Source organism: Leptolyngbya sp. CCNP1308 (assembly GCF_034932455.1).
GTDB lineage: Bacteria > Cyanobacteriota > Cyanobacteriia > Phormidesmidales > Phormidesmidaceae > Nodosilinea.
Window position 1 is genome coordinate 1 of record NZ_JAYGIH010000016.1, and the last position, 22,221, is coordinate 22,221.

Here is a 22,221-nt window from a genome sequence, read left to right on the forward strand (position 1 = left end):
ACAGCAGGTGGCCCAGGCCCTAGAGCAGGTGGCCCAGCGCCCCGCCGACCTGGTGGCCCGCTACGGCGGCGAAGAGTTTGTCCTGGTGCTGCCCGACACTGACCAAGCCGGGGCCGAGGCGATCGCCCGCGCCATTCAGCAGGCCCTGGCCGAGCTAGCCCTGTACCACGGAGCCTCGCCCCTGGGCCAGCGCATTACCCTCAGCCTGGGCATTGCCAGCGTCATTCCAACGGTGGGTCAAAAAGCTCAAACCCTGATTGACCAGGCCGATGCTGCGCTCTACAGCGCTAAGCAGCAGGGGCGCGATCGCTACTGCCTAGCATCCGCCGATCCATAGCGGTCAAGCCACATATACCTTTTTCCAAGCCCAGCCAGAGATGGCTTCCCAGGGAAAGACTAAGGAAAGCTAAGGCCCCAGCGTCTGGGAATAGCTCCGGCTCAGGCCGCATAGTGCCCCGGCTAGTTGCCCGCGCCAGAAAGCCGCCATGGCGTCAGCAGATCGGCCCCGCAACAACTCCTTTCGAACAAAGTCTTGGCTTACCAGGAACCATCCCTGCAACTCAGCATACCGGTGCTGTCGCGCAGTCGCCTTGGCGGGGTCGCTCGTGTCCGATGCGTGTAACCAGTCAGCCTTGTCGAACAGAGGTACCGCTTGACCATGGCGGTCGACATCAAGCTGGTAGTCGGAGTCACTTACCCGAAAAAAACAAAGGTCTAGCAGGAGAAAATCCCCAGCATCTCTGAGCTTGTAGTAGCGTCCAGGCGGGGCGTTATGGCTAGCCAATATCGGAGATATTTCGCGCAGCGCTTCTTCCGAGATCGCGTACAAGGCGTCTAACGAAGCGGCATCGGTGACGAGAAAGGAGAGGTCGATGTCCGAATAGGCGTCGACAATTCCAAAGGCGGCGCTACCCCCCTCCCATCCAGCGAGCACATCCGGGCTAGGCCGAAGCGCCTTAGCCACTGCGATACGGATCCGATCGCGCATGTCGTATAGGTTTGTCACGGTGAGATACTCACAGGCTAAAGGTTGCGTTCAGCAGTGCTTACGGCACATAGGTCTATGGGAGCTAACGTTCGCGACCAACGGCAGCTAGAAGACTTTGCTACCCAGCGATGTCGAACACGGCTGTCCGCTGCGTTGGGGTTGTTATACGGCTGTAAACTCACCTCTCATCAACCGAAACTCTTCCAAATCATGATGTTTCTCTTTCCAAAAACCACGCTCTCTAAATATCCCTTGGCTCTGAAATCCCAATTTCTCCAATAACCCTCTAGAAGCTACGTTGTCTAACATGATTTCTGCGGTAACAAATTGCACTTCCTTTACTTCAAATCCATATTTTAAAATGGCACGCAAAGCCTCACTCATGATGCCTTGTCTCCAAAATTGGCTAGCTAACTCGTAACCAATCTCAGCAGCATTGGCTTCCTTGTCCCACGTAAACCCGCAAGAACCAATCAAACAGTTGTTTGGTTTATGCGCAATTCCTCAACGTATCCCACGCCCAGTGTCAAATCCTCTTGCACGTCGCTCAACTACCCCTACTGCCTCATCAAGGTGTGTAAAGGTGTCAAGATCATGAAACTGAGTCACGTTTGGATCAGAAAATACGGTAAATATAGTTTCAGCATCTTTCTGAGTCGCCTGCCGAAGCCAAAGCCGCTCTGTCTCAAGATTTGGGAAAGAAATGAATGAGGTATTTTGGCTCATCAAATTGTGTCGTGTATCTCTACTTCTCAAGCTACTAACAAAAACTTGCTTGTATTTTTATAGGGAGCACCAAAGTGGAGTTCGATCTTGAGCCTGACAGATAGCGCTTCGGTAGGTCGTCACCGAGAATGGTAGCCGTATAACGGTTTGGCTGAGCGGCTGCGTATAACCATTTCCACCAGGGGTTTCCAGCAGTCCGATCCAGCCAAATTGTCATGCCGTACACTCTCAAAAGTCAATACGGAACTCAACTCCATGCTGAGTAAATCCTAATCGCTGGTACAGTTCATGAACTCTAGGTCTAGAAGTGCGACTCGTTGCAATAAGTTTGTAGTAATTTGACTTTTTGGCTAACTCAATCACTCGCTTAACGAGTTCTGAACCCACACCTTTACCTCGATAGGCTTCATCCACATACGCATCCTCCATCAGACCAAACGGTTGACTGTGCAAATTATTATGCATTATGTAAATGTATGCTCGGCCAACCTCAGTTCCGCTGTCCATAACAGAGATGCGAATGCCTGTTGCCTCAACACTCTGATTTTCAAAGTTCACACCTCTGCCCTCCTCTTGCTGGTTCTATCTCTGACGGCTCTGGCGTCAACATTTAATCCTGTGCAAGATCATAACGTTTCATGATCGGCAACTGGGAAGAACTCAAAGTAACAACTCCAAAGCGTTGCCTCACTGACAGAGGCTGGCTGGCTTGAGCCTAAACACCAACAGATAGGATTTCGGTTACACCCCAACCGAGGCTTTCGGCATAACGGCAAAACGTAGCGGCGGTAGATAACCCTAAACTCAGCACCAGCGGCTTTCAACTGTCCGATACCGTGAAGTATTAGGGGGCGGATTAATCACTTACCTCCGCTACAGCTAGGCGTAAACCCAATGCTATAAGAGCGGCACCAGTCAAACGCTCTAACCAATGCGAAAAAGATAGAATGTGACGTTTGAAAGCTTGTTGTGAGATAACTACTGCTACTATGGCAAACCAAAATAACGCTACTACAGCAACTGTCATTCCATAAACTGCTTGTACAAACATTGGTGTTGACGGTTGTACAATCTGTGTAAATAATGCCAGGAAAAACAGTGTCGCCTTAGGATTCAGTAGATTGCCTAAAAAGCCAATACGAAAAGCTATCCATCGTTTGATATCTCTTTGTTGTTCATAATTTTCTGCCGAAATCGCCATTTTTCTGGTTTTCAGAGATTTGATGCCGATGTAAATAAGATAAGCAGCACCAACCCATTTCAAAATATTGAACAGTAAGATTGATTTAGAGATAACTGCACCGATGCCAATTAGTGAATAAGTTGCATGAACAAGATTACCAGCACCAACACCAACTGCTGTGTATAGCCCTGCCCGTCGAGAGTACGCCAAGCTGTTACGCAAAGTCAGTGCAAAATCAGGGCCAGGAGTAACAACTGCTACCAAGCTAACAACAAAAACAGTGATCCAAGCTGAAAAAAACGCCATGACTATTTCCTTATAAAAAACTGTGCCTAAGAATCTAACATCGTGACCAGCGGTGGCAAATAGCTCTGGAACTCAGTAACAACAGCTTTCGTCCATCCACTGAATTGAAGTTGTTAGCCAGCCGGAACCTATTACACTTTAGCTGACACCACATACCACATATTGCTTGGCAGTGTACGCTTGTGCAAGATCCTATCTTCTAAGTCATCCTGTTGCAGAATCTCAATATCTTTAAATCCCTTTTCCTCTAGCCAATTTTTCATCTCATCACTATACATACCAAACAAATATGGCTCACCAATTTTAGAAAGCTGATCAATACTAGATGCTATACCTGGAACTTGGTCATTCTTGTAAGTCATCAGGGGTGAGCAGCAATCAAAAACCAGCACTGAATCAGGTGTCATTTGTGATTTGATATAGTCTAAAACTTGGGATACACTCTCTCTGGGCAGATAATAGCTGACTCCTTGCCAAACATAAGTTGCTGGAAGAGTGTTATCAAATCCATAGCGATCAAGACTGTTGAGATCGCCATGATTAAAGTCAAGAGGGATGAGTGTTAGCCCTTCAGGCATATGTCCCAGCTTGTCGGACAAGTACTTTTTCTTATTATTAATTGTCTCTGGCAAATCAACTTCAAATGTGGCAGTAGCTCTCTCTCGCACAGCAGAAATTCGAAAAAACCTCGTATCGTAACCCGATCCAAGTAGAAGAAGTTGCCTGCATCCAGAAGCGAGAGCATCTACAATAACTTCATCACCATACTTTTCTCTCAAAATCGTATACCAATACGAGATCTGCTGAAGTCTCTGAGAATCATCGACAGGTTCTACATTAAGATTGAGGGAATTTTCCTTTAAATACTTTGCTGTAGAATCGTCAAAAAACCAACTGACATATTCATCTTGCAAAATCACGTTAGGTTGAAATTGATGAGCGAACTTCATCATGGCAGTCCCTTTATTAGTTGACTTGCCCATATCAATACTCACTGTCTCACCTCCAAATGATTGAGATACTGAAAGTTTAGCTAGAAAATTTGCTTCTATCCAATAGGGCTTCAAAAGTAACGCTGATTGTTGCCCACACATAACCTCGCAAGCTATACCTTAACCTTCAAACTCTTGCCTCGTATCGAATTCGGCTCCCTTGACTAGGGTTTGAGGTAGAGAGAGGACTGAACGAAGCTATAAGGACTTTGGAGAACTGGCACAAGCCAAATAGAGACATTTAGGCCACTCAAGGTGGCCACTGTCACAGAGCATATTTGCTTAGGGTACATAAGCCCCGATCACCGCCTGGCATTGAACGGTGAACTCATCTGCACCATTAGTCCCGTCCGATTTGGGTCACCCTCAAAGCACTTCAGGGTAAAGGTTTAAGGCCCTTCCCCCCGGTTATTCCGGTCACCCTCTTGAAACCGCTTTTTTAGGGGAAGAGGGGACAGCCAAACAGTGGGTTACAAGCTCCACTTAGCGTTCCATCTCAACCTGGCGAGAGCGCTGGGGGGCTTCTATCGCCTGATGCAGCAGCCGATGGGCTTTTTGGATCTGGCCAACATCCTCTACCGTGAGGCCCTGGGCCAGCTGAGTCCGCCAGGCTCCGTTATGCCCCTGAAGCTGTAGCAGCTCGCCGCGACCATCCTGGGCCACCAGGGAAAGCGTATAGGTCGCTTTGCAGAACGACAACGAGTAGTGCCGTCTTTTGAGCACCCAGGTTTCAGGCCCGGTTTGCTCGGTCTGGCCTGCCTGCTTGGCTAACAGCATGATGTCGGTCACCACCGGCACCAGGCGTTCAGCCCACATCATCTGCTCGGCGCTGATCCGCTGGCGCTGCTCCCTCTGCTGGCGTCGCCGTTCAAGACTGCGAGCGAGTTCATGAGCAAGGCGAGCGATCGCTCCTGCCCATCGAGATTGCTGCTCACCCGCTGATTTAACTCGTTCAGCTGTGTCACTAAGGCCGATAAGAGTGCCTGCAATTGCCTGGAGCTGTCGCCGCTGCTGCCAGTCTCTAGCCCCTTGAGCAATGCGTTCAAGGTCTGCTGGAGGTGGCTGTGCTCGGTGGTCATCTGCCTCAGCACCTGCTCCGATTGGGACTGGTGGTTCACCAAGTCCTCGATCTGAGAGCGCAGCTGGGCGTTGTCCTGCTGGAGCCCCGCGATCTGTTGCTGGAGCGGTAGCAAGGCCTGCTGCAACGCGCTCACCAGCGCATCGGCCAAGAGCCCTGGCGGCATCTCGATTGCCCACTGTTGAGGGGGCGGTGGCGGGGGTACTTTCCGAGGTCTGGGCATGGGTAGTCACCAAATTAAAGAGCGGGACATAGTCACTGACGTTCTCCTTGGCGGAGGATCGCTGCGCTTGGCGCAACAGTTCATCCGAATCGGCGGTGTAGAGCGAGAGCTGGTATTTGGCCCGCGAGACAGCCACATAAAATGACTCCTGGCTGGTGGTGGCATCCATCAGCGCCATCACCCGGTCGGCGGTTTTACCCTGGGCGCTGTAGGTGGTGCTCACCAGGCCGTAATCGACATACTGCAAACCGGTTAGATCCACGGCATCACAGCGGCCATCGGGGTAGCGGATCTCGGCCTGGCCCTGGGCGTCGATGGCGGCCAGGGTAAAGGCTTGCCCGTTGCGGAGGTTTTGCGCCCGGTCGTTGCGCGTCCAGCGCAGGCGATCGCCCACGGCAACGGGGATCGCCTGGCGGGTGTAGACCGTCTTGTTGGGGCAGGCCGTTGGGTCAATTTCAACGGTTTGACCGGCTTCATTGGCCAGGGTCAGCCGGTTACGGTGGGCATCCACCTGGAGCACCTGGTAGGGCTGTTGCTTCACCAGGCCCTGACGTTTGTAGGATTGGTTGACGATGACGATGTCGCCGCTGTCGTAGTGGGCGGCATAGCCTGACTGGGCCTGGGTCATGTCTTTTCGCCGTAGCGAGGTCAGGGCAAAGCCGTCGGCCCCCAACTGGCCCTGGGCCTGAAGCCCCGTGCGAATCAGGGCGGTGAGGGCCAGACGCTCTTGGTTGGTTCCGGCGAGCAGCAGAGTTTTGCTGCGCTCTGTCTCGTCGAGAGCCATATAGTTGGTGGCCACCTGCTGGAGGCGTGCTGGCGAGGATTGAATTGTTTGAATCGCGCCCGCGCCTACCAGGGTTTGAAAGGCGGCTTCCGTCTGGTCGGTGGCCAGCAGGTTAACGGCCTGTTTCAGGGCCGCTGTCTTCTGTCGTCGAGACTCATCTAGAAAAGCGGTTTGAATGCCTCCAGCCTGCAAGCTCTTGAACGGGTTGCCCGCCTCCACCGCCGAGAGCTGCCGGGTGTCGCCCACCAGAATGACGCGAGCATGACGATCCACAGCCAGGCTCAGTAGCCCATGGGCATCCTTGGCAGAGAGCAGCCCGGCCTCGTCAATCACCCAGATTTCTCGTTGTCCAGGTGCTGGCCCAGGCGATGAATCGGGCGCTGGAGCGTGCAGCAGGCTGGCTACGGTGTCGGTCGGTAGACCGGCTTCTTTGCCCAGCACGTTGGCCGCTTCGGCGCTGGGGGCAAACCCTCGCACTGAAAAGCCCTGGGCTTCAGCACTCTGCTTGAAGGCCTGCAACACAAAGGTCTTGCCGCTGCCCGGCAGCCCCTGCCAGGCCAACATCTGATCGCTACTGGTCAGGGCCAGGGTGAGCGCTCGCTGCTGACCGGCGGTTAGGGTCAGCCACTGATGCAGCTGATCTTGGAGTTCGGCTTCGCCTAGAATCGGTGCCCACTGGTGCTGCCCCTGGTGCATGAGTTGAATGGTGTCTCGTTCCCGGTGCAACGCTGCGGTGGTGGTGTACTTGTCCTTGGTGGCCTCGACGGACAGCAGCTCGCCCTGGGCTGAGATCGCCTGGGATAGAGTAGCCAACGGCATTTCACCTAGGGCATGTTCTAGGGCGAAACGCTCTACCTTCCCCCGGCGAAATACCGACTCTCGCTCTGAGGCGTGGGCGGTGCCTGCGCGGGCCATCTGTTCTGCCTGGTGGTGGGCGGCAGTGGAGAGATCTCGCTCCTGGTGGGGCACCTCGGGCAGGGTCAGGTTTTGGTCGCTAACCTGCTGCTGCCAGGCCGCTAGCAGCACTCCGCGGGGCACCGCCTGTTTGCATTTGCGGGTGCGCAGGGTCGCCTGCTTTTTCTGGCTGGCGTGGAGCGGGGTGCCCTGCGTTTCGTCCAGGCTTTGCTGCCACTGCTGGAGGTAGGTTTCAATTTGGCGGGTACGGGTTGAGAAGGTGCTGAGCAAGGTTGGGCTGTAGTCATCCAGTTCAAATTGGCCTTTGCCCTGAGGATCAATGTCGTAGCCGCTCTGCCGAAGTTGGTAGGCCAGCTCGTTCTGATAAATCTCTCCTAGCAGGATCTGATTGGCCACAATCTCTTCGTTGCTGAGGCTACGCCAGGTTCCGTCTGGTAGCTGGGTAGTGTTCATCACCACGCAGTGGCTGTGCAGCTGTGGGTCGAGTTCGCGGCTGCTGTCGTGCTGAAATACTGCCGCGACGATGTTGCCGGTTACCACTCGCTGCCGTCCTTCGGCGGTGCTAACTCGGGCTTGGGCAAAGCGCTCTTGCAAAACGCCTAGGGCCACATCGACGGCCTGGTTATGGGCGGCGATCACCCGCTCGTCGCCTTGCACCAACCCAGCAATGGAGACGCTCTTGGGGGCTGAAAAGGTGTAGTCGGTGGCGGCCCGGTGACGGGTGGGGTCGATGGCGCGGGCGTGGAGACATTCACCGTTGGGGGCGGTGCCGTGGAGCAGGGCTTTAAAGTCCTCGGGCTTGACCTCGCCCTGGAGTCCGAGGGTGCTTGCACCCTGGCCATACCAGCGGGCAGTTGAGCGAGCCGCGTCGGTACCTGCGGTGTAGTAGTCGTCTTTTTCGTAGTAGGTTTCGGCCTGGGCAGCAGAGACCGAGCACATCGATAGCATGGGGCTTAAAGTCCCTCAACCATTGAGTGGCTGGGGTTCAGGAGGGTTTGGTGGCATCGTGTCAGACCGTCGGAGTTGTCTTCCTCCTGGGTGTAACCATCACCGTAAGGAAGGAATCTCGCAGAATCCGTGCACGGGCTACACGGACTCGGTGAAAGTTGGTCTCTATAGTCGGGACAGATCGCACGCCAATTACCGTCGTCTGACGCAAATAGCCTCAGTTTGGTCACCTGGGGCTAGCCGCGTCTACGCGGGTTGGATGCCATCTAACGCCCACTCCGCTGAAGGAACCCTCTATGGCTACCCATCAACTCTTTATCGACCTTGGGATGTCGGGCACCAAGGCCTGTTTAACCGATGGCAACCGCTGCTACGGCTATGCCTGTCCACCCAAGGTGGCGGATTTGCCGCCCTCGGAGCTGGAGGTGCTGCGCCACCAGGGCCAGGAGTATGGCGGTGGATTAGGGGCTGGAGCCTATCTCCAGTGGAACAATCAGGCCTATGCCCTGGCTGAGGATGCCGAGGGGCGTCCCAACAAATCCACAGCCACCCTGCGCAAAAGCACCCTGGCCCATCTCCGCAGCCTGGGCGCGGTGGGGGAAATGGCCCACACCCATCACCTAGAAACCCTGCATCTGGATATCGGCATCGCGCTGCCTTTTGAGGAGTACTTATCCGAGGCCGAGGAGCTGACTCAGCGGCTGCAAGAAACGGGTCGATTTCTCTATCGCGGGCAGGCCTACGATCTCCAGATCGATAGCGTTAAGGTGCTGCCGGAGGCGGCGGGGCTGGTGCTCTGGCGCAAGCAGCAGCACCTTGCGCAGCAGCAGCAGGCCAGCCGCCAAAACTATGTCGTGCTGATGATTGGCCATCGAGATTTGAGCTTTTTGGTGTTTCGCCAGGGTAAGCCCCCAACAGGGAAGCCCAGTGATTCGGAAAAGTTGGGCTATGTCGCCTTCCTTGAAGCGGTGGCCCAAACGCTCTGTGAGCCGGAGAATCCCTACCTGGTGCAGGCGTTGTTAACCCAGCAGGAGGCGGTGCAGTTTCCCGATCAGCCGGGCAAGGTGTTTCCGCTGGCCCAGCGCAGGCAGGAGGCGGAGGCTTTTTACTGGGAGCAGGTGCGACACCATCTGAGCGAGCATTTTGCTGCCCTCGATTTGACGGAGTATGAGGTATTGATTGGCGGTGGTACCGCAGCGACGCTCTTGCGCCCTCATCTGACGGACTACTTGGCGACGTTGCCCGGTGCGACGCCCAACTGGCTGCCCGATCTGGCTCAAGAAATGGCGTACCGGCTTCAGGAGGTAACCTCTGCAATCGACCAGGTGCGCTTTGCCGACTGCTATGGCGGGGTGAAGTGGTTGGCCACCAGGGCTCATGCCCGCACCAGGGCACTCCAGGAGGTGCCAGCATGAGCCGTCGGCAGCGGGTGATCTTGCGACTGGATGTGGAAGTGGATTCGGATGCAGGGCGGCTCTTCACCTATCTGAAAACGAACCCGGCGGTATCGCTGCGGGAAGCGGTGCTCAGGGCGCTGAAGGTGTTTTACCTGCCCTGGGCGTTAGAACCAGAGCTGAGCCAGTCGGAGCTTCAGGCTCTAGCTCAAACCCTGCTGGAAGACATGCAGCTGCGCAGTCTACAGCTTCAGACCCGGTTTTTGGCGATCTCTGGGGCATCGCCAGTGCTCGTTATGGCTCAGTCTCCTGGGCCTCAGCTGCTGTCTGAGGGGCCGAGGGCGGCGGAGTCGCTGTCGCCGGTGCAGGCTGACCCTGACCCGTTTATTGATGTCGATATAGATCTGGCGGCGGCGGGCCTGGATGATTTTTAGCCTCGTTCTGAGAGGACACCAGAACCAACTCGGTCACCTAGCCGTCTCTAGTCTAGAAATGGCACCGTTGGTACCAGCGGTGCTGCCTGTCCCTTGCTCTAACGATTGCCATGGCGGTTGTACTAATCATTGAAGATGACGCAGATGTGGCCGATACCCTTCAGGCCTGCATTCAGGCGGCGGGCTACACCAGCTATCTGGCCGAGACCGGCGAGCAGGGGCTGGAGCTGCTGGCACAGCTAGAGCCCGATTTCATCGTTCTAGATTTGATGCTGCCCGGTATGGATGGCATTGAGGTCTGTACCCATGTCCGGCGGCTGGCGCTGAGGCGAGACCCCTATATCTTGATGCTGACGGCGCGGCGGGGGAAGACCGATGAGCTTTGGGGCCTTGCCACCGGAGCCGATGACTACATGACTAAGCCCTTTGACCCCGATCTGTTAATCGCTCGGCTGCGAACGCTGCGGCGGCGCGAGTTACGCCATGAAGACCACGCGGTCGGGGCCGATGCGGCGTTGATTCAGTATCAATTTCTGCGGCTGCACCAGACCCATCGGCGGTGCAGCGTCCGGGCATCGTTGAACGATGACTGGGTTGACCTGGTGCTATCGGCGTTGGAGTTTGACCTGCTGGCGAAACTGGCTCGACAGCCGGGACAGGTTTATCCCAGGTCGCAGTTACTGGACGATATTTGGGGTCTCGACCACCCTGGGGATGACTACAGTACGGTCGATTCTTGCGTCTTTAGGCTGCGCAAAGAAATTCGCTCGAAACTACAGGTGCCGGAGGGGGTGAACCCGTTGGTCAAAACGGTAAGAAGGGTGGGATACAAGTTTGAAGATGCAATCGCTTAGGCAGACCTGGCGCTCTGCGCCGTTGCAGATACAGCTGCTGACCTCCCATATCGTGACGTTGGGGTTGGGGGTGCTGATTGCGCTGAGCCTTACGGCGATCTATCCCTCGCTGGCGGAGGGAGGATTAGAAGTCGGCCTGGCGGTGATCGTTATGGTCGTCTTTCTGAGTCTGTCGTCGGGAGAAATCATTGTCAGGCCGCTCAAGGCGTTGCGGCAGGCGATGGCAGCGTTCATGGCGGGTGACCTGGAGGCGCGAGCCCCCTTGAGCGATGTGCCGGAGCTGCGGCGCTTAGCGGTTGACTTTAACCGTTTGGCGATGAATCTACAGACGGTGGAGCAGCGGCGGCGACAACGGCTGGCGGCGCTGATGCATGAGATCAACACGCCCCTGACGGTACTCAAGGGGGATTTGGAGTTGGCCCATCAGGGGACTCGGCCATTGACGCCTGACCTGTTGGGCAAGCAGCTACGGCAGATCGAGCGGATGAACCGGTTGGCGGAGGCGCTCTCGGACTATTCAAAGCGGATGGATGATTATCTGCCGACCCGCTGTCAGGTGTGTGCGCTGCCCGCCATCATCGGTGAGGTGGTGGAGCTGGTGTCGTCGCTGCCCAGCGCCCAAGGCCGGACGATTTCGGTTCGATCTCCTGATGCCCTGCCTTCGGTGTGGGCTGATCCTGACCAGGTCTATGAGGTTTTGGAGAACTTGCTGAAGAATGCGGTGCTGTACACGCCCCAGGGCAGCATTGCCATCGAGGTTGAGGTGAAGCACAACTTCGTCTGGACGGCGGTTGTCGATACTGGCCTGGGGATTGCGGCGGCTGACCTCCAGGAGGTGTTTAAGCTGCACCGGCGCTCTGAGGCGGCGCAGCGGTGCAACCCAGGAGGCAAGGGGTTGGGGCTGACGATTGTGAAAGACCTGGTGGAGTTGCAGGGGGGTGCCGTTGCCGTGGAAAGCCAGCTGGGAGAGGGGAGCCGGTTTTCGTTTTCGTTGCCGGTGGCTTAGCCCCTCTGCTGGGATGAGCCGGTGAAGCGGGACGGCCAGGCCAAGTACCAATAGCATCAGGTTTATGGGCTGGTGCGGGCGATCGCCCAGGTGCTGGAGATGATCGCGGAGCGGCAGCCGGTGGCGGTGGTGCTGGAGGCGATCGCGGATGCGAAGCAGGGGCGACGGTCTTAATTTGGGATCAGATGTTTTTGATTTTTATACTGTTCTCTCAGCTTTTTTATATTTTCTCCAGGCACGTCGACATTGAAATTTGTTCCAGATCTATCAAGGTGGTGGCACTGCAAGTAGGCATTAAACGCATCACCATGAACTGAATGCACTTTTCTATCATTGACACGGATGTCACAGTAAATCCATCCTGTCCGAAATGGACAAGGGTAAATATGAACTTCCATGTGTTGAGGTAGCTCCGTAAGGTCAATTGGCCTTAACGGATAAATCAGCTTCGTTCAGCAAATTTACGGATCAACCCTACATTTAATTTCAGTTAGGACTCGGCTGGGTGCTGGCGGTCGGTGGTGGTGGCGATCTCGGGGGCGAAGGAAAAGAAGTAGTGAATTTTCTAGCGTAGTACCAGGGCGGGAACGTATGAGCTTGGCGGGTCTAGAAAGATGGCTCCGCGGCTTTGTAAATCACGTTTGTCTGTATCGGAAAGACCCAAATTGTTTCCAAACTTGGTTCCTGCGAAATCACCATTTGTAAAGTCGGCATCTGCAAGGTTAGCCCCTACCAAATTTAAGTTTCTAAGGCTAGCTCCGCTAAGGTCAGCGTTACTCAAATCGAGGGCGAGAGTGAGGGCGCGGTCGAGGTGGCCCACTAGGTTGAAGTCAAGGGCAAGGGCGAGGGCGTTGGCATTGGCAATGGCGTTGGTGAGGGCGCGGTAGCTCACTAGGTTGAAGTCAAGGTCGCGGGCGGTGTCGAGGTCGCGGGCGAGGGTGTTAGCGATGTCGCGGGCAATGTCGAGAGCAGTGTCAAGGGCAGTGTCGTGGACGCGGGCAGTGTCGAGAGCACGGGCTAGGGCGCGGGCTCGATTGGCTCTTCCACAAGACAACCTCAGCGTCTGAATGAGCCGAGCCTTACGAGCCTCTTGGGTATTGATATCGACAGAGGCTAGCGCTTCTACTGGAGGGGTAATTAGCTGCTCTAACTCTCCAGCCTCAAACATCTCTTGAAGTTTGGTTAGCCCCTCTGGTGAGCCGTTCAAAATAACTTTGATACTGCCCTCCTGAAAGAATGCAATGTCTATGGAATAGTCCCCTGTCTTTTTCCTGAGTAACTCAACAAAAGCCTGAAGTTCAGCAGCAGTTGAACTGCTGATCTTGCCGCTTATGACGAAAGCTACAGGCTGAGGCGCTGTCCATGTTGCTTTTGGAATAAGAATCTGTAGAACCTCATCAGCAGCTGCTAATCCAGGGCCGGTGGAACCTTCTAACCAATCCAACAAATCCTTGCTCCGTGTCCCTTGGGGAGCGGTGCTTGAAGCCACAACTCCTTTTGGAGGGTCTAGCGCAAAGACAAGCTCATCGAACTGGGTTAATGGCAGTGCGTTGATGGTCTGAATCAGACATAGCCTATCCTTCGCTGATAGCTTCGGCTTCTCTCCACGCACCGAGTTTGTCTCCACCATGGCCAGTCTGGATGCTTCGAGCCCATCATACTCTGAGCGGTCTGGGGGCGATCGCCCCCCTACTCCTGCCTTTAGCTAGTTCCAGCAGGTAACTCCCTAGCTATCAACCCAAGAAAAACTGCCCTACATCGTTGCTTGGCCCGCCCTGCGCACCTATCCAAGCCGCAGCGCTAAACTGAAAAGACTTTGTGCCATTGCCTAGCTGGGGCTGCTCGTCACCATGACTCAAGCGATCGCGCCACCGCTCAGCTTTCTAGATTTTCTGGAGACGACGCCTGAAGATGGCAATCGCTATGAATTGGTCAACGGGGAGCGAGTTCAGCTGATGGCAACCCGCGCCCATGATGACGTGGCCGATTTTATCTACGATGCCTTTCGAGATCAGGTCAAACGCGATCTGCTGAACTACAAGGTCTCGCGCTTTGCCTCGGTCAAAACTCGGCGCGATGATGGGCTGGTGCAGGGCCGCACTCCCGATGTCAGTGTGATTGACAAAGCCGTTTGGGCGGCTGACCCAAAGGCCTATGCGGCTCTAGAGGAACCGATTCAGCTGGCGGTAGAGGTTAGCTCGACCAACTGGCGCGATGACTATTTATATAAGCTGGCTGAGTACGAAGCCCTGGGCATTCTGGAATACTGGATTGTGGATTACCTGGCGGTGGGAGCTATCCGCTACATTGGCTCGCCCAAGACGCCGACGGTTTCGGTGTACACCCTGATCAATGGGGAATATCAGCTCCAGCAGTTTCGAGGGAGCGATCGCATCCTCTCGATGACGTTTCCAGAGTTAGCGGTAACGGCGGCTGACATTTTTGATGCGGCTGGTCTCTGACAGCTCAAACGCCCCACCCCCAGAACTCATACCTATGCAATTTCATTCTCAATAACAGGCTCTTATCTTCAATAAGCTGCCTTGTTTTGGCATCGAATCGCTGAAACCCTTCCTATTCCGATAAACTAGACTTGCTGAAATTTCAAAAAGAGCAAGTCAAGATTTTCAAGACTAGTTTGGATCCAATTCTGAGGTAACTCTGTGCCGAAGCAAAATCGCCACGACCAGGCGGACATTTGGTCGGCGGATCAGTTTGAGCAGGTGATGGGGGAGCTGAGCCCCAAAATGCGATCACTCTTCTCGATCTGCTACTACACCGGCTGCCGGGTCAGCGAGGCGAGGCAGCTGCGGGCGGAGGATGTGGTGGGGAATACCCTGGTGTTGCGCAAGGCAACGACGAAGACGAAGCGGACACGGGCGGTGCCGATTCACCCGAAGCTGCAGGCGGTGCTGGAGGCGGCAGAGTTGCCCAGTCGGGGGTATCTGTTTCCGGGGCGGAGTGGCGAGGGGCCGATTACGCGGCAGGCTTGTGACTTGGCACTGCGGAAGGCGTGCGATCTCTTGAGCCTGCGGGGATACAGCACCCATAGCAACCGGCGCACTTGGGCGACCCGGTTGGATAAGGCAGGGGTAAGGCTGAAGGCGATTCAAGATCTGGGCGGGTGGTCGTCGATGGCGGCGCTACAGCGGTACCTGGATGTGTCGGAGGAGGAGAAGGTGGATGCGATTGAGCGGTTGTAGGAAAAGCTATGAGAATCGCGAAACAACAGAAAGAGCTAATTCAATGGCGGACAAGCTCAATGCGCAAGTCCTAGTTGCTTCGGCGAGACCAAAGCGCTAGCAGATGAAGACTTAAATCAAAAAGCCCGTAGCTAGTGCAGGCCTTGCCTATAAAAGGCAATCAAACAAGCCATAACGTTGACACATCATTTTTGTTGTGTTAGAAATTATGTGTCAACACAATTATTCTGTTGTGTCATGATTCCACCCTTCGAGCCCACTGGTCTCCTGCCGCCCGGCATCCATGAAGCAGGTACATGGCAAGAGTTCACTACTCGGTTCGGACATACACTGCACCGACAAAAACTACTCCTGGGCATGAAGTCTGCATTGCTGTCGCTGAAGGATGCTGGATGTGCGCAGGTCTATGTCGATGGCAGTTTCGTGACAATTAAGGGGCACCCAAACGATTTCGACATTTGTTGGGACACCAGTGGTGTGAACCCAGATCTACTAGATCCGCTGCTTATGAAATTCGATGACGGTCGATTAGCTCAAAAAGTCAAATATTTAGGAGAGCTTTTTCCTGCACAGATGACAGAGGGAGGGAGTGGGCAGACTTTCTTAGACTTCTTTCAAACTGACAAGGCGACAGGAGATCATAAAGGAATAGTTATTCTGAAGCTGTGGGAGATATGGTCATGATTAAAAACGAGCGCCAATACCGCATTACTAAGGCCCAAATAGAGAAATTTTCAGCTGCTTTGCAGGTTTTGTCTACTCAGGCTCAGGAAGATCAAACCATTCATCCTTTACTAAAAAAAGCTGAGAAAGAATCGCTATCAAGCCAGCTCACAGAACTCATTGCTGAGACTAGAGAATATGAAGCATTACAAGCTGGCCAAAGAGTGGTGCTTGAGCTGAATTCACTAGAAGAGCTACCTCAAGCTCTGATTAAAGCTCGTATCGCCGCGGGCTTAACCCAAAAAGATTTAGCTGAGCGACTTGGGCTAAAAGAGCAACAAATCCAGCGCTATGAAAATACAGAATATTCATCTGTTAGTTTAGCTCGTCTGATAGAGTTGAGCCACGCACTTGGCATTCAAATACAAGAGGAAATTCTGCTTCCTCAAAGTTCATCTACAGAGTTATTTAAGCGATTGAAGCAAGTTGGCATTGATCAAGAGCTTGTATTGAGCCGTTTTTTGCTTACCCCAAGTATAAATACTTCTCAAAACGGCGAGTCCGAATCCAATTTATTAGTTCAAGCAACGACATCTTTAAAGCGAATTTTCGGATGGTCCTTTGCTGACTTATTTGGGACTCAGCCTTTAACGTTAAATCCGTCAGCCCTTGGGACAGCTTATTTCAAGGTTAATGCCAATGCTAATGAACAACGCTTGAGTGTATATACCGTCTATGCACATTTTTTAGCGTTACTTACTCTAGAAGCTGTACCCAATTTACCGAAGAGATCTATTCCAACTCATCCAGATAAAGTACGTGATGAAATCATATCTACTTATGGAGAACTGTCACTAAGAAATGCCTTGAAATATGTTTGGAGTTTAGGCATTCCTGTGCTTCCACTCCAAGATTCAGGAGCATTTCATGGGGCTTTCTGGAGAGTCGATGGGCGCAATGTCATTGTTCTAAAGCAAAAAACAAGATCCTCTGACCGTTGGTTACTAGATCTTGTTCATGAACTTTGGCACGCAGCTCAGGAACCAGAACTGGCTGAACGTACAGTTATTGAAGAAGGAGACATTGCACAAGACCGCCGCGATTCAGAAGAGGAACGGAAAGCGACTAAATTTGGCGAACATATTCAACTTTTTGGTCGCCAAAAAGAGCTAGCCGCGATGTGCGCTTCTGAAGCAGGCAAAAGTATAGAGCGCTTGAAAAAAGTAGTGCAAAAAGTAGCTATAAGGGAAAATGTATCAGTTGGAGCTTTAGCCAATTATATGGCATACCGCTTATCCCTAGAAGGGGTTGATTGGTGGGGAGCAGCAGCAAATTTACAATTGGAGGAAACCAACCCATGGGAAATAGCAAGAGACATTTTCTTAGAAAATGTCAATTTAGGAACTTTAAACGAGGTTGATAAAGCAATTTTGATTAGAGCGCTATCAAACGATTAAGTAACACTGAGAATTTTGATAATCAAAATTCTCAGTGTTACCTGAATTATTGACATGTCTAAATTACAAAAAGTAAAGGCATCTCAAATGAGACTGGGAGCCTGTTGAAAAATGGAGGTAACAAATCATGTCAGATGACTGGGATATTGAGGAAGAACTAACGCCACTAAAAATGACATGCACCAGTTCAAAATGTCAAGAACGACTTCACTGCTATAAGCCTACCCGAGCACAAAAGGAATCAAATGAAATAGGGCAATGCCGATCCTGTAATGAGTCAGCAGACTTTGACTGGGAGCGTTTGCATCGCATGGATATCAATGACATTGATTATACAGTAGCTGCCTTAAAGAATGAATTTATTCGCCATCACTACTGGACAAATAATATCCCCACTAAAGTTGAAAATTATGCTCTGCGAAAAGGGAAAGTTGGTATGCAAAAAGCATTTGAACATAGAGTTCGAAAATATTTAGGGGAACCAGCAAATGCTTATGATGGTCGCCAAACACCAGTGGAGGATTCGCCCAGAGTTAATGCGGTGAATTTTGCACAACACGCAACCGCTTCTTGCTGCCGTATCTGTGCGGAATACTGGTTTGGAATTCCCAAAGATCGTTCCTTAAGAGAGGATGAAATCTCTTATTTAACTCAATTGGGAATGCGATATGTAGGGGAAAGGTTCCCGATACTTCAAGAAAAAGGTGAGAAGGTTTCCCCGCTCCGTAAAACTCAGGAGAATGAATATCATTCAACCGAAGAAACTACACATATTAGCAGGATATGAAACTAAATACGGAATTACTATCTGCTAAATACCGACATGCCTCTGTCGATCTTGAAAACAAGCGATTACTTATCACTAATTTTCACAACACCGAGCAAGAAGAAGATTTAACAGAGCCACCAAACTGCAATGGATTTGGGAGAGTTAGGCACTTCCGAAGACATGGAACTAGCAACTGGCCAGATAATCCGCTGCCGATTGATCCAGCATGTAAAGCTCTCGGACTGAAACCATTAGACATGCTTCGAGCTCAAGTTTTTCAAAATGCGGCATGTAATTGGAGATGCTGGTATTGCTACGTTCCTTTCAATCTACTCGCTGCTGACCAGAGATATTCCAAGTGGATAAGCCCATCAGAGTTAATCAATAGCTATTTAGAGCAGGCTAACCCACCATCAGTTATAGATCTAACGGGAGGACAACCTGATCTAATTCCTGAATGGGTTCCTTGGACAATGGCTGTACTGAAGGAAAGAGACTTAGCGGAGAAAGTTTATTTATGGTCTGACGACAATCTCAGCAATGACTACTTTTGGCGATTCTTATCTAATGCAGATATAGAACTCATAGCAACCTATCCAAACTATGGTCGTGTCTGCTGCTTTAAGGGATTTGATGCACAATCATTTGCCTTTAATACTCGTGCCGAGCCAGAGCTGTTTGATCAACAGTTTGAATTAATGAAGCGGCTTCTCGGGCTAAAAATTGATTTGTACGCATACGTAACGTTCACGTCTATATCAGATAACAACTTAGAGTCTAAAGTCCGACGTTTTATTGACCGTCTTCAAGACTTGAATGAGAATCTACCACTTCGGACGATTCCTCTAGAAATTCAAGCGTTTACTCCAACTCAAGGGCGTCTGGATAAAACTATAGAGCAGGATGCTATTAGATATCAGAACCTAGCAATAGAAGTTTGGAAATCAGAGTTAGATATTCGATATACATCTGAGCAGCGCAGTCTTTCAATTGCAGACATTCTCCTTTACCACAAGAATTAATGATGCTAACCAACGATGCACAAGACAACTTATTTGACCAGTCTGTCAAAACGTGGATATTAGAAGCGTTGGACAAAGGGATTAACTGCTTTGACGATCTAGTTTTAACTTTACCAAGTATCGATCCAACATATGTTTTTAGGGTGCTGAATCAAATTCACCAGTCCTTACCTGGGTATCGGCATCTTCTTAAACAAATAATGGTGAACGCTAAAGCTCAGAACCCACCTTTCTCAAGGGTCCCAGTTAAGAATTTACTTCCCCCACCACATCCATTAGATTATGATTGGCGTTTTAGCCCAGAAGCAGTTGAAAAATTACTACACCATTGCATAAGGGTTTTACCTTTCAATGGTACAATTGCATTACTAGGGACACCCAGTCTCGTACAGCCTCTCGCTAGTTTTTCCTGCCCTTATCACACGGTGCTTCTAGACTCAAACCATGCAGCTAGCAGCCACCTCAAAGATTTAGGGGCTAGGGTTCAAACGCTAACTCACAATTTATTGGAGGATCCGTTACCCAACTTTTCGGCAAATGTCGTTGTACTAGATCCACCTTGGTACCCGGAATATATTCATTCGTTTTTATGGTCTGCTAGTCAACTGTGCACTATTAATGGCTATGTCTTTGCCAGCTTGCCACCGATAGGAACTCGCCCAGGAATTCAAGATGAGTGGAATAAAACTTTGGCTTCGGCAAGTTTGCTGGGCCTTCGTCTTTTAGATTTACAAGAGCTATCGCTTTCATATACGACGCCTCCATTTGAAAAGAATGTTTTTAGATTTGAAGGCATTCCAGTTATTTCTAGTAATTGGAGACGTGGAAATTTGGCAATTTTTGTAAAGGAGAAGCGTACTCTAGCTCCTCGTCCTTCCGTTCCATCTTATGAAAAGCCATGGATCGAGACTCAGCCATTTGGGGTTCGTATACGTATACGGCATTGGGAGATGAGCCATTTTGAGGATCCAAGCTTAGTCTCCATCATTCCAAATGATGTACTCACTTCCGTAAGTCGTCGCGATCCTCATCGAAAACTCGTAGATATTTGGACATCTGGCAATAGAATCTTCAAGTGCAAAGGAAGAGGTGTACTTTTTCAAATTTTGAAATCTATCACAGGAGGACATAATCCCTTAACTTTTATCGAAGAATCTCTGAATCGCCCTCTGGATAATAAAGAAGCACAACTTGTCTTCCGTACTAGAGAACAGGTATTAACATTAGCTAGAACAGAGCAGAAGGAGAACTTACTTTGTGGCTATTACTGGAGAAGTGACACAAGGATCTCTCTTGCCGTTAGCTGACGAATTACAGCTAGCAACTCAAGGAGATCCATTTTGGGAAAATTATCTAATCCCTCTCACACACGAAGTGCATATACCTTTTTCATTACATCTAGGAATTTTTGTTGAACCCTATCTCCAATTTATTTTGGATGGCAAAAAAACAATTGAATCTAGATTTTCTACTAGGCGATTTGCTCCATACGAACAAATTCAAAAAGGAGACGTCATTTTATTAAAAAAATCTAGCGGCCCTATCACAGGAATTTGTCAGGTTTCGCACTGCTGGTTTTATCGACTTGATCCAAACTCCTGGAAATCGATAAAACAAGACTTTGCCGAAGCAATTTGCGCTCAAGATCCAGATTTTTGGGAGCAGCGGCAATCTGCGACATACGCGACATTAGTTCGAATTAAAAATATTAAGGAAATTTCTCCTATAAAGTTTGCAAAACGAGACCGGCGTGGTTGGGTAGTTCTTCAGCATCAATCACAACAGCTTTCACTGGATTTAAATACATTATGAAAGATTGTGTGATTGGTTTTTCTGGACAAATAGGTAGTGGAAAATCTACATTAGCCAAGGCCACAGCTAATGAATTTTGTTGGCCCTGCCTTAGTTTCGGTCATTACGTTAGAAGTATGGCTGAAAAGCGCGGCTTGAATATGAGCCGTGAAACACTTCAACTTCTAGGCTCAGAATTAGTTGAGTCAGATCCAAGGCAATTTTGTGAGTCAGCATTATCAGAATTGCAATGGCAAGCTAGACAACCACTTATTGTTGAGGGTATACGTCATGTCGTTATCCTCAACATACTAAAAGAAATTTGCTCGCCATTGGGTTTTTATCTTGTATTTGTAACAGTACAGAAAAACCTCCACACCGAAAGAATTTTGAATAGAGATCAACATATAACACCCCAATATATAGAGCAAGATTTTACTGAAGTACAAGTACAAACCCAGCTCAAGCAACACGCAGATCTTATAATCAGAAATGATCGACCAAAGGATATTGTTATTCGAGAGATGCTTGAGCTCTTTAAAAGAATGAAATAAATTATAAAATTATTTCTCTTATTAGTGGGCTAATTGGCTAAAGGCAATAGTCCGGACACTTTTCCAATCAAGCGCTGAAACCCTTGATGTTTCGTTGATCATGCTGCTGGGGAAAGGGCCTGAAACCCGCATTCTACCGTTAACTATCAAAACTGTCCGGAGTGTTATAAAGGGGAAGAATCCTCCGGATAAATAGGCAATTGCTCTCCTGGTAAGCCAAGTCTTTGCTCCAAGCAAACTACAACCCCCGCTGGTTCCTCGACAGGCTTTCTACCGCTGTGGTGTTCATCCCACCTTCCCCAACGCCCCGTCTAAGCGCTCAGCAAACACCGACTTGCGATCACAAACTCATCAGGGTTCACAGACTTGATGGTGTCTAGCTTCCAGTCTTTGACCTCCAGCACGAAGAGACCCCGTGAGGGGTGCAGGAGGATGAAATCAGGATGCAGGGCTTTGGGGCCTACGGGTACGTCGTACCAGAGCAGGTAGTCATCATCGAGCTTGGCTTCGAGCCGCTGGGCCAGGCGGCGCTCTCCCCCGGTCATGCGAGAGGCGCAGCTGCTGTAGGAGGAGATGAGAGTAGCCATGGTCTAAAACCCTGTGATTGCCCTCAGTGTGCCCTTGGGGCAGGGGGCTGGCGGTGATAGCGTAATAGATTCACAGAATCTTGGGTGGATTGGCTGCGATCGCACCCTAGCCCGCCCCTCAGTAGCTGTGCTAGTTTGACGGAGTGGGGGGGCTGTGTGAGTTCCAGACAGGCCCCTCACAGAAAGAGCAACCCTCCCCTTTTAGCAGTGGGATAATCGGCGTTGCATAATTAGAGTATGAATTGAGGATGAGTTGTGATGCAGTGTCCTGAATGCGGCGGCACCCATATCCGTAAGAATGGGAAAAAGCAGGGTAAGCAAAATCACATTTGCGTAGCCTGTGG

Annotated in this window: 23 protein-coding genes; 15 read left to right on the forward strand and 8 right to left on the reverse strand. The window is 51.2% G+C overall.

What is annotated here, in order from left to right; all coding sequences use genetic code 11:
• Window positions 1–337: diguanylate cyclase domain-containing protein (locus VB780_RS07705; RefSeq protein ID WP_323350554.1), on the forward strand; the 337-nt coding region annotated here is incomplete at its 5' end.
• A 69-nt stretch (window positions 338–406) separates the two neighbouring features.
• Here the strand turns inward: VB780_RS07705 and VB780_RS07710 are convergent.
• From VB780_RS07710 to mobF, 6 genes are all read right to left on the reverse strand, one after another.
• Window positions 407–1,006, reverse strand: coding sequence for a hypothetical protein (locus tag VB780_RS07710; RefSeq protein ID WP_323350555.1), 600 nt, complete (start codon window positions 1,004–1,006; stop codon window positions 407–409).
• A 144-nt stretch (window positions 1,007–1,150) separates the two neighbouring features.
• Window positions 1,151–1,489, reverse strand: coding sequence for a GNAT family protein (locus tag VB780_RS07715; protein ID WP_323350575.1), 339 nt, complete (start codon window positions 1,487–1,489; stop codon window positions 1,151–1,153).
• A gap of 453 nt (window positions 1,490–1,942) precedes the next feature.
• Window positions 1,943–2,272, reverse strand: a complete 330-nt coding sequence (locus VB780_RS07720) for a GNAT family N-acetyltransferase (protein WP_323350556.1) — start codon at window positions 2,270–2,272, stop codon at window positions 1,943–1,945.
• Between the two features lie 298 nt (window positions 2,273–2,570).
• On the reverse strand, window positions 2,571–3,203 hold the full coding sequence (locus VB780_RS07725) for a LysE family transporter (protein ID WP_323350557.1): 633 nt from the start codon (window positions 3,201–3,203) through the stop codon (window positions 2,571–2,573).
• A 131-nt stretch (window positions 3,204–3,334) separates the two neighbouring features.
• Window positions 3,335–4,198 carry an SAM-dependent methyltransferase gene (locus VB780_RS07730; RefSeq protein ID WP_323350558.1) on the reverse strand — a complete coding sequence of 288 codons (864 nt, stop codon included), beginning with the start codon at window positions 4,196–4,198 and terminating at the stop codon, window positions 3,335–3,337.
• 480 nt (window positions 4,199–4,678) lie between these two features.
• Window positions 4,679–8,143: a MobF family relaxase gene (mobF, locus tag VB780_RS07735; protein WP_323350559.1), complete on the reverse strand. Its 3,465-nt coding sequence runs from the start codon at window positions 8,141–8,143 to the stop codon at window positions 4,679–4,681.
• 296 nt (window positions 8,144–8,439) lie between these two features.
• Between mobF and VB780_RS07740 the strand changes: the two genes are divergently transcribed.
• From VB780_RS07740 to VB780_RS07755, 4 genes are all read left to right on the forward strand, one after another.
• On the forward strand, window positions 8,440–9,558 hold the full coding sequence (locus tag VB780_RS07740) for a hypothetical protein (protein ID WP_323350560.1): 1,119 nt from the start codon (window positions 8,440–8,442) through the stop codon (window positions 9,556–9,558).
• On the forward strand, window positions 9,555–9,971 hold the full coding sequence (locus VB780_RS07745; RefSeq protein ID WP_323350561.1) for a hypothetical protein: 417 nt from the start codon (window positions 9,555–9,557) through the stop codon (window positions 9,969–9,971). Before VB780_RS07740 ends, VB780_RS07745 begins: the two co-directional genes overlap by 4 nt.
• Window positions 9,972–10,081: 110 nt before the next feature.
• Window positions 10,082–10,825 (forward strand): response regulator transcription factor, encoded by a 744-nt coding sequence (locus VB780_RS07750; RefSeq protein ID WP_323350562.1) that lies wholly within the window; start codon window positions 10,082–10,084, stop codon window positions 10,823–10,825.
• Window positions 10,812–11,831, forward strand: coding sequence for a HAMP domain-containing sensor histidine kinase (locus VB780_RS07755; RefSeq protein WP_323350563.1), 1,020 nt, complete (start codon window positions 10,812–10,814; stop codon window positions 11,829–11,831). Before VB780_RS07750 ends, VB780_RS07755 begins: the two co-directional genes overlap by 14 nt.
• 565 nt (window positions 11,832–12,396) lie before the next feature.
• On the opposite strand, the gene VB780_RS07760 is transcribed toward VB780_RS07755, so the two are convergent.
• Window positions 12,397–13,461 carry a pentapeptide repeat-containing protein gene (locus tag VB780_RS07760; RefSeq protein WP_323350564.1) on the reverse strand — a complete coding sequence of 355 codons (1,065 nt, stop codon included), beginning with the start codon at window positions 13,459–13,461 and terminating at the stop codon, window positions 12,397–12,399.
• Window positions 13,462–13,681: 220 nt separating this feature from the next.
• Here VB780_RS07760 and VB780_RS07765 point away from each other — a divergent pair, with 220 nt between their 5' ends.
• The 9 genes from VB780_RS07765 (at window position 13,682) to VB780_RS07805 (ending at window position 21,290) form a co-directional block, all read left to right on the forward strand.
• Window positions 13,682–14,293 carry a Uma2 family endonuclease gene (locus VB780_RS07765; RefSeq protein ID WP_323350565.1) on the forward strand — a complete coding sequence of 204 codons (612 nt, stop codon included), beginning with the start codon at window positions 13,682–13,684 and terminating at the stop codon, window positions 14,291–14,293.
• 201 nt (window positions 14,294–14,494) lie between these two features.
• The gene (locus VB780_RS07770) at window positions 14,495–15,034 is read left to right on the forward strand and encodes a site-specific integrase (protein WP_323350566.1); all 540 of its coding nucleotides are present in this window, start codon (window positions 14,495–14,497) and stop codon (window positions 15,032–15,034) included.
• 237 nt (window positions 15,035–15,271) lie between these two features.
• On the forward strand, window positions 15,272–15,718 hold the full coding sequence (locus tag VB780_RS07775) for a DUF6932 family protein (RefSeq protein WP_323350567.1): 447 nt from the start codon (window positions 15,272–15,274) through the stop codon (window positions 15,716–15,718).
• On the forward strand, window positions 15,715–17,154 hold the full coding sequence (locus VB780_RS07780; protein ID WP_323350568.1) for a helix-turn-helix transcriptional regulator: 1,440 nt from the start codon (window positions 15,715–15,717) through the stop codon (window positions 17,152–17,154). Before VB780_RS07775 ends, VB780_RS07780 begins: the two co-directional genes overlap by 4 nt.
• A 127-nt stretch (window positions 17,155–17,281) precedes the next feature.
• Window positions 17,282–17,941, forward strand: a complete 660-nt coding sequence (locus VB780_RS07785; RefSeq protein ID WP_323350569.1) for a DUF4186 family protein — start codon at window positions 17,282–17,284, stop codon at window positions 17,939–17,941.
• Window positions 17,938–18,945 carry a hypothetical protein gene (locus VB780_RS07790; protein WP_323350570.1) on the forward strand — a complete coding sequence of 336 codons (1,008 nt, stop codon included), beginning with the start codon at window positions 17,938–17,940 and terminating at the stop codon, window positions 18,943–18,945. Before VB780_RS07785 ends, VB780_RS07790 begins: the two co-directional genes overlap by 4 nt.
• Before the next feature lie 2 nt (window positions 18,946–18,947).
• A complete protein-coding gene (locus tag VB780_RS07795; protein ID WP_323350571.1) occupies window positions 18,948–20,252 on the forward strand; it encodes a hypothetical protein in 1,305 nt (434 codons plus the stop codon).
• Window positions 20,203–20,757, forward strand: a complete 555-nt coding sequence (locus VB780_RS07800; protein ID WP_323350572.1) for an ASCH domain-containing protein — start codon at window positions 20,203–20,205, stop codon at window positions 20,755–20,757. The genes VB780_RS07795 and VB780_RS07800 overlap by 50 nt, the downstream gene beginning before the upstream one ends.
• The gene (locus VB780_RS07805) at window positions 20,754–21,290 is read left to right on the forward strand and encodes an AAA family ATPase (protein ID WP_323350573.1); all 537 of its coding nucleotides are present in this window, start codon (window positions 20,754–20,756) and stop codon (window positions 21,288–21,290) included. Before VB780_RS07800 ends, VB780_RS07805 begins: the two co-directional genes overlap by 4 nt.
• Before the next feature lie 311 nt (window positions 21,291–21,601).
• On the opposite strand, the gene VB780_RS07810 is transcribed toward VB780_RS07805, so the two are convergent.
• Complete coding sequence (locus tag VB780_RS07810; RefSeq protein WP_323350574.1) at window positions 21,602–21,877, reverse strand: nuclease-related domain-containing protein; 276 nt, start codon at window positions 21,875–21,877, stop codon at window positions 21,602–21,604.
• Window positions 21,878–22,135: 258 nt separating this feature from the next.
• On the opposite strand from VB780_RS07810, the gene VB780_RS07815 reads away from it, so the two are divergent.
• Window positions 22,136–22,221: transposase-like zinc-binding domain-containing protein (locus VB780_RS07815; protein ID WP_416349209.1), on the forward strand; the 86-nt coding region annotated here is incomplete at its 3' end.

Bases quoted from the DNA above. Each gene is read 5' to 3' on its own strand.
- VB780_RS07725 (WP_323350557.1), bottom strand. From the start codon at position 3,203: ATGGCGTTTTTTTCAGCTTGGATCACTGTTTTTGTTGTTAGCTTGGTA.
- mobF (WP_323350559.1), bottom strand. From the start codon at position 8,143: ATGCTATCGATGTGCTCGGTCTCTGCTGCCCAGGCCGAAACCTACTAC.
- VB780_RS07740 (WP_323350560.1), top strand. From the start codon at position 8,440: ATGGCTACCCATCAACTCTTTATCGACCTTGGGATGTCGGGCACCAAG.
- VB780_RS07745 (WP_323350561.1), top strand. From the start codon at position 9,555: ATGAGCCGTCGGCAGCGGGTGATCTTGCGACTGGATGTGGAAGTGGAT.
- VB780_RS07750 (WP_323350562.1), top strand. From the start codon at position 10,082: ATGGCGGTTGTACTAATCATTGAAGATGACGCAGATGTGGCCGATACC.
- VB780_RS07755 (WP_323350563.1), top strand. From the start codon at position 10,812: ATGCAATCGCTTAGGCAGACCTGGCGCTCTGCGCCGTTGCAGATACAG.
- VB780_RS07760 (WP_323350564.1), bottom strand. From the start codon at position 13,461: ATGGTGGAGACAAACTCGGTGCGTGGAGAGAAGCCGAAGCTATCAGCG.
- VB780_RS07765 (WP_323350565.1), top strand. From the start codon at position 13,682: ATGACTCAAGCGATCGCGCCACCGCTCAGCTTTCTAGATTTTCTGGAG.
- VB780_RS07775 (WP_323350567.1), top strand. From the start codon at position 15,272: ATGATTCCACCCTTCGAGCCCACTGGTCTCCTGCCGCCCGGCATCCAT.
- VB780_RS07780 (WP_323350568.1), top strand. From the start codon at position 15,715: ATGATTAAAAACGAGCGCCAATACCGCATTACTAAGGCCCAAATAGAG.
- VB780_RS07785 (WP_323350569.1), top strand. From the start codon at position 17,282: ATGTCAGATGACTGGGATATTGAGGAAGAACTAACGCCACTAAAAATG.
- VB780_RS07790 (WP_323350570.1), top strand. From the start codon at position 17,938: ATGAAACTAAATACGGAATTACTATCTGCTAAATACCGACATGCCTCT.
- VB780_RS07795 (WP_323350571.1), top strand. From the start codon at position 18,948: ATGCTAACCAACGATGCACAAGACAACTTATTTGACCAGTCTGTCAAA.
- VB780_RS07805 (WP_323350573.1), top strand. From the start codon at position 20,754: ATGAAAGATTGTGTGATTGGTTTTTCTGGACAAATAGGTAGTGGAAAA.
- VB780_RS07810 (WP_323350574.1), bottom strand. From the start codon at position 21,877: ATGGCTACTCTCATCTCCTCCTACAGCAGCTGCGCCTCTCGCATGACC.